Source organism: Vibrio toranzoniae (assembly GCF_024347655.1).
GTDB classification, from domain to species: Bacteria; Pseudomonadota; Gammaproteobacteria; order Enterobacterales; family Vibrionaceae; genus Vibrio; species Vibrio toranzoniae.
Genome location: NZ_AP025515.1, coordinates 212,031 through 225,111 on the forward strand (window position 1 = coordinate 212,031; position 13,081 = coordinate 225,111).

The window sequence follows — 13,081 nt, forward strand, 5'->3', positions numbered from 1 at the left end:
GATGGACAACGACGCTGGGAGAGGGAATCATGACAGCACTGCACAGCTTACATGCAGAGGAATTAAAAGCCTCGCACGACATGATGGCGATAATGAAAGATGTACGCTTGGTGAGAGGTTTAGCGTACGTAAATGGCAAATGGGTAAGTGGTGACCAATTTCACCCGGTGGTTAACCCAGCGGATGGTACGGTCATCGGCTACATCACTAAGCTATCTCAACAACAACTCTATCAAGCGATTGATGAAGCCGATCAAGCCTTTCGTCAATGGCGAAAAATGCAAGCAGAACAACGCGCTGAAATTCTCATGTGTTGGCACGATCTGATTCTAGAATCAAAACAAGATCTCGCTCGTTTGATGGTCATGGAACAAGGCAAAACATTAGGTGATGCTTTAGGTGAGATTGACTACGGCGCCTCCTTTATTCGTTGGTTTGCAGAGGAAGCACGACGTAACTATGGCGAAACCATCCCAAGTCATATTCCGAATGCGCAACTGTCGACGATGCGCGAACCGATTGGTGTCGCAGCATTGATTACGCCATGGAACTTTCCTAATGCCATGATCACACGAAAAGCCGCCGCGGCATTAGCGATAGGCTGTCCAGTGCTCATTAAACCCGCCAGTGAAACGCCTTTCTCGGCATTGGCCTTGGCAGAGTTGGCGGACCGAGCTGGTTTTCCGCCAGGTGTATTTAATGTGATCACTGGCGATGCGGTGATGGTGTCACAAACCTTGTGTCACTCCGATAAAGTCAAAGCGCTCTCATTCACAGGCTCAACTCGAGTGGGTAAATTACTGCTGCGCGACGCGGCACAAACCGTGAAGAAATGCAGCATGGAGCTCGGCGGTAATGCCCCTTTCATCGTACTGGCAGATATGGATATCGAGCAAGCAGCCAAAGCCGCCGTGGATGCCAAGTTTCAAACTGCGGGACAAGACTGCTTGGCCGCAAACCGTATCTTCGTCCCTGATGATAAGTACGAAGCGTTTTTGGAAGCGTTTGCCAAAGAAATGAACCACATCGTTTTAGGCAATGGTTTAGATGAAAAAACCACCATGGGGCCGCTGATCAATCTAGCTGCAGTCGATAAAGCACATGATTTGGTGCGTGACGCACTCGACAAGGGCGCGCGATTGGTGACGGGATACCACCAGCCCGTACCAAGCGAAAACTTCTTCGCGCCAACATTACTGGCCGATGTCACCCCAGACATGGCGGTGTATCGCGAAGAGAATTTTTGTCCTGTAGCAGGCGTATTGCCTTACCAAGACTTAAATACCGTGATTGAAATGAGCAACGACACTGAGTACGGCTTAGCTGCCTATGTTTATGGTCACGATATTCACCAAATTTGGCGCTGCATGCGTGGTTTGGAGTTTGGCATGGTGAGCGTGAACTCGGTCAAGATGACTGGCCACCCTATCCCATTCGGCGGCGTGAAACAGTCAGGGCTTGGACGAGAAGGCAGTCGCCACGGCTTTGAAGAATACAGTGAAATCAAATACTGCTGCTTGGGCGCATTGCCTACCGTCAGTGGCAGTTGAGATACGAAATATGGATATCCAAGAGGAGAAGGATCATGAGCAACAAAACCCAACAACTTTTAGAGATCGATCGTCAGAGAGTATTTCATGCCTCAACCCACCTGAAGCAGTATGCGGCTGGGGAGCTTTCGGGAAGAATTATCTCGAGCGGAAACGGAATACGCATCACCGACTCAGAAGGCATCGAGCTAATAGACGGCTTTGCCGGGTTGTATTGTGTGAACATTGGCTATGGCAGGACTGAAATGGCCGATGCCATTTATGAACAAGCCAAAGCGTTGGCGTACTACCACACTTACGTCGGCCATACGAACGAAGCGCTAGTCACACTGTCAGACCGCATTATCAAAATGGCGCCTGAAGGCATGAGCAAAGTCTACTACGGCATGTCAGGCAGTGACGCGAACGAGACTCAACTTAAGCTAGTGTGGTACTACAACAATGCTCGTGGTCTACCAGAGAAGAAAAAAATCATCTCCCGTGATCGTGGCTACCATGGTTCAAGTATCGCTTCGGGTTCAATGACCGGGTTACCTCTGTTCCACGCACATTTTGATTTACCGCTTGATCGCATCAAGCACACCATGGCGCCGTATTACTACCGCCGTGAAGACGAGAGTATGTCTGAGCTTGAATTCTCTCAATATTGTGCGGATCAACTCGAAGCGATGATCTTGGAAGAAGGCCCAGAAACGGTGGCGGCGATGATCGCAGAGCCGGTGCTCGGTACTGGTGGTATTGTGCCACCACCAGAAGGTTACTGGCAGGCAATTCGCAAAGTGCTCGACAAATACGATGTACTCTTGATTGCGGATGAAGTGGTCTGTGGCTTTGGTCGCCTCGGCTCCGACTTTGGCTCACTTCATTACGACATGAAACCGGATCTCATCACGGTAGCGAAAGGGTTAACCTCAGCGTATCAACCTCTGTCAGGTGTGATCGTTGGAGAACGCGTTTGGAGTGTGCTAGAAAACGGCACCGACCAATGGGGCGCCATTGGACACGGCTACACCTATTCTGGTCACCCAATGGGAGCGGCGGCCGCGAACTGCAATCTCGATATCATTGAGCGGGAAGGCTTGGTGCAAAACGCAGCCGACGTCGGGGCTTACTTGCAGCAACGCATGGCGGAGACGTTTAACGATCATCCATTAGTCGGTGATACCCGTGGTATTGGCTTGTTACATGCGTTGGAGTTTTCTTCCGACAAACTCCGCCGAGCACACTTTGATCCAAACTTGAAAGTGGGTCCACAAATCGCGGCGGCCTGTTTAGAACAGGGGTTGATCGCACGAGCAATGCCACATGGTGACATCCTCGGCTTTGCTCCACCGCTTATCGCAAATCGTAATGACATCGACACCATTGTCGATAAAGCGCATCAAGCGGTAAACAAAGTGATGGATAACCTCGTCACGTCTAAACAGTGGCAGCCAAAATAGCCGCGCATGACCCTACTCGCAAACCTACCAACAATTACCGCCCCCTCTAACCAAATTAGAGGGGCGGTCCTAAGAGATAGACGACATGGAAACAATACCAGCAATACTTTCCGCATAAAAATCGATTGACAGGTTAGGCGAAGAGTTAAATTGTTGTTCAAGGTCAATAAGATGCGGAATGTAAAGCATTGAGACGAATAGAAGAAGAGCCGTGTACAACCCCTTTCTTAACGACGCGCTTTACCACGATTTTGATGGATCTTAAGTTTCGCTTTCATCTTGCGCTTTTCTGATGAACGACTCTTACTGCGACCACCGCGCTCGGGGGCAAGGTCTTTTTCAAGACTTGGTTCAAAGCCCTCTAGCCACTCTTGAGGCAAACGCGTATCCAGTAGTCGCTCGATATCCCCCAATAGGTACGCCTCATCCTGACTCATTAAAGAGGTTGCTAAGCCACTGTTACCTGCACGGCCAGTACGACCAATACGGTGAACGTAGTCTTCCGCCTTGAATGGCATATCATAGTTCACAACTTGTTCTAGCTGCTGAATATCGATACCACGCGCTGCGACATCAGTTGCAATCAACGCTCGCACCTTGCCTGATTTGAAATCGTCGAGTGCTTTTTGACGAGCACCCTGACTCTTATCACCATTAATTGATGCCGCTTTTATGCCGTCTAGCTTAAGTTCTTTTACGAGCGCATCAGTCCCCTGCTTAGTTTTGGTGAAGACCAACACTTGTTGCCAGTTCTTTGAACCGATCAAGTAAGCCAACAGTTCACTTTTACGTGATTTATCAACCGGATAAACCATCTGAGTCACGGTGTCAGCCGTGCTGTTTTTAGGCGTCACTTGAATTTCACTTGGTGACTGCATCATGCGATACGCCATTGCTTTGATCTTGTTATCGAACGTAGCCGAGAAGAACAAGGTTTGGCGAACTTCATTCATACGCGAAAGAATGCGTTTAATATCTGGCATAAAACCCATATCAAGCATACGGTCAGCTTCGTCCAATACCAATACTTCTGTCTGGCTCAGCATAATGTTCTTAGTGAACATGTGATCAATCAAACGACCAGGTGTTGCTACCAAGATATCTGCGCCTGCGCGTAAGTTGTCAGTTTGAACCTTCATACTTACGCCGCCATAAGCCACAACCACTTTCAGGTCCGTGCCTTTCGCGTAGCTGGTTACATTATCAAATACCTGTTGTGCGAGTTCACGAGTTGGTACTAAAACCAATGCGCGAACTAACTTAGGGTTGGGGATAACGTTGTCTTTAGTCTCGATTAATCTTTGAATAATCGGCAAACCAAATGCTGCCGTTTTGCCGGTACCCGTTTGCGCACCTGCCAATACATCTTTACCTTCTAATACCAAAGGAATCGCTTGTTCTTGAACACTGGTTGGAGCCGTAAAATTTAGCTCTGATAGCGTAGTAAGAAGGTGCTCAGACAATCCAAGTTGGTTAAAAGATTTAGTAGGTTCAGACATAGTATGATGCTCAAAGATTAAATAGGCGCGGATTGTAGCAAACCTGCATTACGCTGTTTACCTTTCCTTTTGATTTTTCATCAATTGAAGCGTACTAAACTGGTTTGCTTCCGCTAAAACGCTTGGATATAGCTCATGAAAGTGACACTGCAACTTATCATAGTGGCGTTCGAGGTCTTGGTAACAGTTTTTTAGCATGCCTAGCTTAGGCCTTCTTAAAGCCATTCGCTGTAATACTAGCTCAATAGAAGACATGTCTTGATAGCTTTCCAGCCATCGTTGTTCTGCCATCTTCTGATGAATAGTAATGAAGTTTTCAGGCCAGTGTGACTCTTGATGCTCAAAAATCTGTTGATGACTGTCTAAACAAAAGTGCTCTAACGATTGTGTCGAGAACTTCTGCCAATGATTAGCCAAACAATGATCCCAGAATACATCGAGCGCAATAGGCGCAAAGCGTCTTGTTTGGTCTGAAAAGAGAGATTTTGCAGAGCGTGAAACATCATGACGGTCGGTATAGCTATCAACGAATCGATGAAGTCTTATGCCGTTAGAAAGCGAATCTGAATAGTGTTTATTGGGGTCACCCTTAACGAAGTCACCTAACAAATTACCGGCTAAGTTGCTGTTACAATGTTGAGCGATGTGTAGGTGTGCGAGAAAGTTCATTGAACCTCATTAAAGTATCGAGAACTAAGTAACATGGTAAACGTACTCGTTTATCTTCGCGAACTTTAATGAGGATAGTTTTGCTATGAAGTGTGAGCGAATGAGATTTGCTCAGTTTAAGAATTGTTTAATTTGAGAATGTTGAACTACAAAATCTTTAGCTAAGAAAGCTTAGTTTGAGATTTAAAAAGTTCTTCTGCCAGCTGTTGAACGGTCTGCTCATAGTCAGATAAATCAATGCCGATTTCCATAGCATCTAACAACTCAAGACTTTCGTCATTATAAGATTGGTCACTCATAGTGCCCCCTCTATTCCTTGGTGTGGACATAATGTCCTGTTAACTAGTGCACCATCTTGGACTTATATTATGTCACTTTGATGAAAGCACTCTACTTTACCCATTCCATATTTATAGCTTGAAGCTACTCGCGATCATTAACGCTTGTTACGCTAAAGGGGTATGCGCGAACGACATATGTACTAACACCTTACACTAAGTACAACTAATTACTCTAAAAGTTTTGAAGCGGATCATAGTCAAACGTTTGCCCTTTTCATTCCACTCATCGAACTCAATCGAATGTACAATAAAATTTACAGTGGATATTTAAAATTACATTAAGCATTGCATTTGAAATTAAACTCAATCAGAATACTTAAAAATCGAGATATTCTTTGGGTTTATTCTCTTAAGCTAGAAGAATTACAACGTAAACACACCTTAACGTAAAGAATTATATACAATGAATAAATCAAAGGTTTTTGGTAGTACTTTGATCATTGCAGGCACTACAATTGGTGCTGGCATGCTCGCCCTTCCACTCGCTTCAGCTGGAATTGGTTTCTCAACTTCACTTTTTTTAATGCTGGGGTTATGGGCTCTAATGGCCTTCACTGCATTATTAATGGTGGAGCTTCACCAATTCGCAGAATCGGACGCCACCCTACATACTTTAGCTCACACAATTTTAGGGACCAAAGGAAAGTGGATAGCGAGCTTCGCCGTTATGTTTCTCTTCTACGCTTTATGTGCGGCATACATAGCCGGCGGTGGTGCACAATTTAATCAGCGTATCTCTGAGATCACTAACATTCAACTTAATAGCCAAATCACAACGCTTTTGTTCACACTGTTAGTTGCATGCGTTGTGACCATTGGTACACATAGTGTCGATAAAGTTAACCGAGTTTTATTTGGATTAAAGTTGATCGCAATGGTCATCGTGCTCAGCTTCTTAGCTCCAAATATTACTTCGCAGTACCTAATGAGCATGCCTTTACAACAAGGCCTTGTTGTTGCAGCGATACCGGTTGTATTTACCTCTTTTGGTTTTCACGGCAGTATTCCATCAATTGTCCGGTACTTAGATGGTGATGTTCGCTCTTTACGTAAGGTAATGATTATTGGTTCTGCATTGCCGTTGGTTATATACGTATTCTGGCAGAGCGTAACTTTAGGTGTAGTTAGCCAAGAACAGTTGCTATCAGACACAAGCTTAGGCGCACTTTTAGTCTCACTGTCGCAAACCGTTCAACAATCAAACTTAAGTGTGATAGTTGGTGTATTTGCCGATCTTGCGCTTCTGACTTCTTTTATTGGCGTTAGTTTAGGTTTGTTTGAATTCATGGGCGATTCATTGAGCAAGAAACTAGGTAATGCAAAACGCGTTAAAACAGCCGCTATCACCTTCTTGCCACCACTGGGGTTTGCGTTATTTTATCCACAAGGTTTCATCATGGCCTTGGGTTACGCCGCAATTGCACTGTCAGTATTGGCGATTCTTTTACCAACCGTGATGGTATACAAAGTGCGCTACACGAACTTCTCAGCAAAGCCTCAAGGTACAGAAGCGACCTACCAAGTGTTAGGCGGAAGCAAAGCGTTATTTTTAGCCGGCAGCGTTGGTGTATTTATCATTGCCACTCAAATTCTTATTTCAGTGGGATTACTACCTTCATTAGGTTAATAAACCCATATCTAACAATTACACTTGATGGAGATCTCATAAATGGCATGTTGGTATCATTAATTTTCACAATTAATTGATTGTTGTCACATTTTTATTGAGATCGGTTATTTAGAGTCCACGGTAAAGGATTTACCGTGGAGTTTTTATGAAAGAAGTACAATTTCGAACGATAGACAAGCTGTTTATTAAAATGTCTATCAACGATAAGTTTTGGGTTATTTTCTTAATCTTTTTCGCCGCTGTGGCGAGCCTAGCTGGAATGAGCTACGTCAACAAAATGGAACAAATTGACGCAAGTGCAAAACAGCAAGTTGAATATCAACTCAAAGGCATTTTATCAGCGTCAGATTCCCCTGCCTCTGTTCGTTCTGTTAGCCAACAAACAGGCGCTCAAGAAACCATCATTTCGAACAATGGCGCGGTTACCGCAACAGCTATTGGACAAGATGGTAATTACTACTCTCTTACCGTCTCAAACAACGATACACAAAACCAAAAGCAGCAAGCACTGTACACTTTATTACTCAGTCTTTTATGGTGTGTGCCTTTTGGTCTTTTCTGTTATTGGGTAGCGACCTTCTTAGGTGGCGCTCTTTGGGTACTTTACTCAACGACTCAAAAGATTGGTGATGGTGACTTAACTTCACGCCTTGGTTTCCACCCTGGCCGTGATGAATTTGGTACGATTGGTTGTGCACTCGATCGCTCAATGGACACCCTAAGTGAGTTGGTTAATAACGTTAATCACAGCGCAGCCTCACTAAGTGAAACGTCTGCTTCTTTCGAAAAAGAGATGAAGCGCAGCGAAACACAAATCATTAGCCAGAACTCATCCCTAGACTCTGTTGCGACAGCAATGGATCAGATGACGGCATCTGCGAATGAAGTGACTAATATTTCCGCGCGTGCAACAGAGCAAACTGAGCACGATACGCAGCAAATCAATGACAGCCACGCTAAAGTTCAACTCGCAATCTCAGAGATCACCACCCTTTCATCTTTGATTGAGCAAACCTCTTCTTCTGTTACCAGCTTGAATGTGAACACCAGCCAAATTAATGAAGTGATCACGACGATCAACGCTATCTCAGAGCAAACCAACCTACTTGCCCTGAATGCTGCGATTGAAGCAGCTCGTGCGGGTGAACAAGGTCGTGGTTTCGCGGTCGTTGCTGATGAAGTGAGGACCCTGGCGAGTAGAACTCAATCAGCTACGGTTGAAATCCACGCAATGATTGAACGTTTACAACAAGAAAGTCAAAATATCGCAAAGATCACCGAGAAAACGGTCAATCAAGCACAAACCAGTAGCCAGTTGATTTCAAATATTGGTGATGACGTGAACTCTATCGCCGACTCGGCTCAAGCTCTAATGGACATGAGTATTCAGATAGCAACGTCAGCGGATGAGCAAAGTAACGTCGCGAATACCGTCGCAGCGGAACTTAACGATATCCGTAGTCAATCCAATGTGATTAAAGACGTGGTACAAAACTCTTCAAATGGCGTATCTAAGCTAACAGAAGCATCGGTGTCTTTATCTAAAACATTAGCAAGATACCGTACTTAGCGTTCGACCTAAATAACACTAAGTGACTCTAAGTTAAAATCAACGAAACGAAGAAGGGCTCGATAGAGCCCTTTTCCCTTATGAGTGTTTTAAATTAGTTTACGCTGAAAGCTAGGTTGTCATTAAAGATATATCGGTCTGAGGTTGGATCTCACAGTTTCAATCCAACCATTGGCAGCAAAGCCTACCGTTACAACATCGAAACTAGCACCGAAAAAGTAACGTATTCATCTAAAATGAGACGCACCACTGTGTGCCCACTAACTATCGAATTATCATTACCATGAAGCAAGTCGCAAAGGAAAGATTATGAGACATCAAAACTGTCTAATAATCGAGCTTAGGGGTAATCTAGTGGAGCAGGTCTTACTTTCGCTTACCCTCTTGCTGCAGGTGACACATAATGAATAATACAGAAGCATCAAATATCGAAAACGTTACATGCCCTTTATGCCAACACGACGAATATCTGCTTTCGGAAAGTGGAGAAAAGTTTACGTGTGCATCTTGTGGTTTCCATACCAAACAGTTCAGTAAAATCGTTAGCCTTCAGTTGGGTGCTAACCCGCCAAAGCTTCCGAGTTCGGTATATCATCACTTAAACAGTGCTTGCCATTAAGCCAAACCGAAATTTCTTCTAAACTGTATATATCCTGAGCCGCTAGCTCTGCTGAGTCGGCTTCTGGATCCACTATAGACTCATCAATACTTGGACGTAACCGGAATGACTGAACACCGGCACGAACGCCAGCTTCCACTCCTTTCAAGGTATCATCAACATAGATGCACTCATTGGGTAAGAAACCCATGCTCATTGCGGTATACATAATCAGATCTGGCTCTGGCTTCCAGCTATTTGCATCAAAGGCTGAAAACACTTTCCCCTTAAAGTCGTCGAGCATTCCTGTCATTGCCAATGACGATTCAACTCGAGATTTAGGCGCATTTGAGGCAATACAAAACTCGATGTCTTGCTGCTTTAGGAACTCAATAAGACCGATCGCACCATCCATTGGCTTTAGATGTCGTTGGAATAGTGCTTCTAGCTCTGCGCGATATAGCGGTTCAAGTGTATCAATAGAAATAGATAGCCCAAGACGTTCTCGTGTATCCATTAAGATATCGGCCAATTTCCCGCCTTGAAAGTGTGCATAGCAGTCAGTAACATTTAAATCAGCCCCAAAACTGGCGAATACATTCACCAAAGCTTGGCAACATAACTTTTCACTATCAATAAGTGTTCCGTCACAATCAAAAATCACACACTTCGTCTGTTCTAACCGCATAGATATATCACCCGTATTGAATCCAAGCTTTATCCTATAGCGTTATTTCACTCCTAAGGATGACTAAGGTAACAGTTTACCGATACCCTCTTATTTCTCTTCACGAAATATGCAGTGGATCACTTTAACGCACCAAGATAAGCAACAGATCTCATTTTAATTGTTTAAATTGCTTAGATTGAACAATGCTGAATATTATTTGGCTTATAAAAGTCATCAAATGTCGTATAAAAATAAAAATGTAAGTTTGAGAGGAGAGCTTTGAAGAGGGTTCGCATAAATATAACACCAATCACAATAAATTAGTGATCATATATACCGCCCCCTTTGTTAAAAGGCCGTGCATTGTATTAAGGTCAACGCTTTCTCAAGGAACCTTTAGTTTTCTAGCCACACTTTACGGCTAGAATCTTGACCTTCTACCCAAAAGTCATGCAGCTGCTTAGCAAAGCCGATCACATTTTGATCATCTTTATTCACAACATCCGATATCAGCAACTCATCATCTTTTTCTGTAACGATGGCACTCGCCACAACATCACCTTTTTGAGTACCTACATATAATTCATGTTCATCCGATAACATTATCTGGCTCAAAAACTCTACGATATTGGCCCTATCCGCTTTATCTGAGTAAGCACTGGCTTGGTTAAGTGAGAATAGTACCGTCAACTTATGGAAGTCGACTTTATGCAGTTCATCTATTTCAGTGGGAGTTTGGTGTTGCGGGAGGAGTTGATAAGTTCTTTGGGAGAGTTGTTTTTTATAGATCTCTCGACCTAGAAGACTTTCCTTTGCGGGGTACGCGATGTCAAGCTGGCCAAATAGCCATTGGTTTTTATTATGTGCAATTTCAGGTATTTCATTATTCATTCTTTTAGTACCTACGGTTAGTATCCCCAAATATCACAATTATTTGGAAGACATATGGTCGGTTGAAGTGCCGAACTACAAACAGAGAGCATACAGAGCATGAACATGGCCAACAAGTAGTTTAAATGCTTCTTAGTTTTCATTATCCAACAACATCCTTTAAGAAGTTAGCGAAAAGCTCTACACTAATATGCGAACTTTCAATAATCTTCATACTAAACAGAACTATACAAACCAAAGGACTTCTTATGAAAAAAGCCTTAATAGCAGCAGGTATCCTCTTTATGTTAGCCGGCTGTTCAGACAACGAGGTTGGTGACGTCTCTTTGGGCTTCTTCACTCTCAAGGATATAAAAATGTCATCTTTGGATGATGATAAAATTCCAGGCGTGACGTGTCACATAGCTTCAGTTGAGGCAAATCTTAGCCTTTCTGACCCAAGTGACAGCTCTATTTCTTGTCGTCAAACCGGTGAAATCACACCAGAAATGATTGCTCAAATAGACAAGAGTAAATCTGGTGAAGTGGTCTTTAAACAATCAAAAAGCATCTTCTTTAAGACCATGAAGGTTCGTCGTATCTACGACGCGGCGAATCAATCACTGCTCTACTTGTCTTACACAACCAAAGAAACAGAAGGCAGTTTTAAACACAGCCTTTCAACTGTTCCACTATTAGGTACAAAAGCTTACGTTGAACCGTCAACGTTAATACCAACAGAATAGTGATACCGAGTCACCTGTACAGACATTGTACAGGTGACTCTGAATGTAATAAAAATGAAAGAAACAGAATAAAAACGTGATATCATGCGGCAAAATTTTTTCACTGTATTTTTCATATGAAGTTTCCTGGACAGCGTAAATCTAAGCACTACTTTCCAACTCACGCACGTGATCCGTTGGTCAACCAAATTCAACAAACACCTAAACTGCACCGCGCAACCATTGTTGGTGTTGGCCAGACTATTGTTGATATCGAAGCCCGTGTTGACGACGCGTTCCTAGAAAAATATGAACTGAGTAAAGGCCACTCTCTTGTATTGGAAGAAAGTAAAGCCGATGCGCTGTATGAGGAACTCGTTGAATCTGGTTTGATCACGCATCAATACCCCGGCGATACTATCGGCAATACACTGCACAACTATTCTGTTCTAGCAGACAGCAAATCAGTACTGCTTGGTGTAATGTCTAAGAAAATTGAAGTTGGCTCATTTGGTTACCGTTACCTTTGTCGTACTTCTTCTCGTATGAACTTAAACCACCTACAAACTGTTGATGGTCCAATTGGTCGTTGTTACACGCTCATTACCGAAGATGGCGAACGTACGTTTGCGATCAACGAAGGTCATATGAACCAGTTGCTTCCTGAAAGTATTCCTGAACAAATTTTCGAAAAAGCCTCTGCATTAGTTGTCTCTTCATACCTGATGCGTGGTAACCCTGACGATCCAATGCCAAAAGCCGTACAAAAAGCGATCGAATACGCGAAAGCGCATAATGTGCCTGTTGTACTAACGCTTGGTACTAAATACGTGATCGAAGGCAACGCTGAATGGTGGCAAGAATACCTCAAAGAAAACGTAACGATCGTCGCGATGAATGAAGATGAAGGTGAAGCGTTAACTGGTGAGAAAGATCCACTGCTGGCTGCCAACAAAGCACTTGAGTGGGTTGACTTAGTTCTATGTACAGCTGGCCCTATCGGCTTATACATGGCTGGCTATACAGACGAGTTAGCGAAGCGCGAAACAACGTTTCCATTACTGCCAGGAAATATAGCAGAATTCAACAAATATGAATTCAGCCGTTCGATGCGTAAGCAAGACTGTAAAAAACCAGTAAAAGTGTACTCTCACATCGGTCCTTACCTTGGTGGTCCCCTTGAGATCAAGAACACAAATGGCGCTGGTGATGGCGCGCTTTCTGCTCTGTTACACGACATGGCTGCTAATAGCTACCACCATGTGAACGTACCGAATTCAGAGAAACACGAGTACACTTGTCTTACGTACTCGTCACTGTCTCAAATTTGTAAGTACGCAAACCGCGTCAGCTACGAAGTGTTAACTCAGCACTCTCCTCGTCTTTCTCGTGCATTACCTGAGCGCGAAGATAGCTTAGAAGAAACATACTGGGATCGTTAATCTGGCCATAGTCAGTTAGTTGGTTTGATGAACCAAATCCAGATCATCCATTTCTCAAAAAGAGTTGCTATAGGC

12 protein-coding genes are annotated in these 13,081 nt (G+C 43.8%); 7 read left to right on the plus strand and 5 right to left on the minus strand.

What is annotated here, in order from left to right; all coding sequences use genetic code 11:
- The first annotated feature begins 29 nt into the window (after nt 1-29).
- Both OCU50_RS15445 and OCU50_RS15450 read left to right on the plus strand, forming a co-directional pair.
- Nucleotides 30-1,550, plus strand: coding sequence for an NAD-dependent succinate-semialdehyde dehydrogenase (locus OCU50_RS15445; RefSeq protein ID WP_060466813.1), 1,521 nt, complete (start codon nt 30-32; stop codon nt 1,548-1,550).
- Nucleotides 1,551-1,585: 35 nt separating this feature from the next.
- Nucleotides 1,586-2,992 (plus strand): aspartate aminotransferase family protein, encoded by a 1,407-nt coding sequence (locus OCU50_RS15450; protein WP_060466814.1) that lies wholly within the window; start codon nt 1,586-1,588, stop codon nt 2,990-2,992.
- Between the two features lie 227 nt (nt 2,993-3,219).
- Here the strand turns inward: OCU50_RS15450 and OCU50_RS15455 are convergent, their stop codons facing one another.
- From OCU50_RS15455 to OCU50_RS15465, 3 genes are all read right to left on the minus strand, one after another.
- The gene (locus tag OCU50_RS15455; protein WP_060466815.1) at nt 3,220-4,491 is read right to left on the minus strand and encodes a DEAD/DEAH box helicase; all 1,272 of its coding nucleotides are present in this window, start codon (nt 4,489-4,491) and stop codon (nt 3,220-3,222) included.
- 57 nt (nt 4,492-4,548) lie between these two features.
- Nucleotides 4,549-5,160 (minus strand): acyl carrier protein phosphodiesterase, encoded by a 612-nt coding sequence (locus OCU50_RS15460; protein WP_060466816.1) that lies wholly within the window; start codon nt 5,158-5,160, stop codon nt 4,549-4,551.
- Nucleotides 5,161-5,321: 161 nt separating this feature from the next.
- The gene (locus OCU50_RS15465) at nt 5,322-5,459 is read right to left on the minus strand and encodes a hypothetical protein (RefSeq protein ID WP_167346757.1); all 138 of its coding nucleotides are present in this window, start codon (nt 5,457-5,459) and stop codon (nt 5,322-5,324) included.
- 445 nt (nt 5,460-5,904) lie between these two features.
- Here OCU50_RS15465 and OCU50_RS15470 point away from each other — a divergent pair, with 445 nt between their 5' ends.
- The 3 genes from OCU50_RS15470 to OCU50_RS20770 all read left to right on the plus strand — a co-directional run bounded on the left by OCU50_RS15470 (nt 5,905) and on the right by OCU50_RS20770 (nt 9,320).
- Nucleotides 5,905-7,128, plus strand: a complete 1,224-nt coding sequence (locus OCU50_RS15470) for an aromatic amino acid transport family protein (protein WP_060466817.1) — start codon at nt 5,905-5,907, stop codon at nt 7,126-7,128.
- A 148-nt stretch (nt 7,129-7,276) separates the two neighbouring features.
- Nucleotides 7,277-8,701: a methyl-accepting chemotaxis protein gene (locus OCU50_RS15475; RefSeq protein ID WP_060466818.1), complete on the plus strand. Its 1,425-nt coding sequence runs from the start codon at nt 7,277-7,279 to the stop codon at nt 8,699-8,701.
- A gap of 403 nt (nt 8,702-9,104) precedes the next feature.
- Nucleotides 9,105-9,320, plus strand: coding sequence for a hypothetical protein (locus tag OCU50_RS20770; protein WP_082710305.1), 216 nt, complete (start codon nt 9,105-9,107; stop codon nt 9,318-9,320).
- Here the strand turns inward: OCU50_RS20770 and OCU50_RS15480 are convergent.
- Nucleotides 9,262-9,987, minus strand: coding sequence for an HAD-IA family hydrolase (locus OCU50_RS15480; RefSeq protein ID WP_060466819.1), 726 nt, complete (start codon nt 9,985-9,987; stop codon nt 9,262-9,264). The genes OCU50_RS20770 and OCU50_RS15480 overlap by 59 nt on opposite strands.
- A gap of 378 nt (nt 9,988-10,365) precedes the next feature.
- Nucleotides 10,366-10,860, minus strand: a complete 495-nt coding sequence (locus OCU50_RS15485) for a hypothetical protein (RefSeq protein WP_060466820.1) — start codon at nt 10,858-10,860, stop codon at nt 10,366-10,368.
- Nucleotides 10,861-11,108: 248 nt separating this feature from the next.
- Here OCU50_RS15485 and OCU50_RS15490 point away from each other — a divergent pair, with 248 nt between their 5' ends.
- Together OCU50_RS15490 and OCU50_RS15495 are read left to right on the plus strand one after the other, a co-directional pair.
- The gene (locus tag OCU50_RS15490) at nt 11,109-11,585 is read left to right on the plus strand and encodes a CreA family protein (protein WP_060466821.1); all 477 of its coding nucleotides are present in this window, start codon (nt 11,109-11,111) and stop codon (nt 11,583-11,585) included.
- 116 nt (nt 11,586-11,701) lie between these two features.
- Nucleotides 11,702-13,006 carry an inosine/guanosine kinase gene (locus OCU50_RS15495; RefSeq protein ID WP_060466822.1) on the plus strand — a complete coding sequence of 435 codons (1,305 nt, stop codon included), beginning with the start codon at nt 11,702-11,704 and terminating at the stop codon, nt 13,004-13,006.
- Nucleotides 13,007-13,081: the final 75 nt, after the last annotated feature.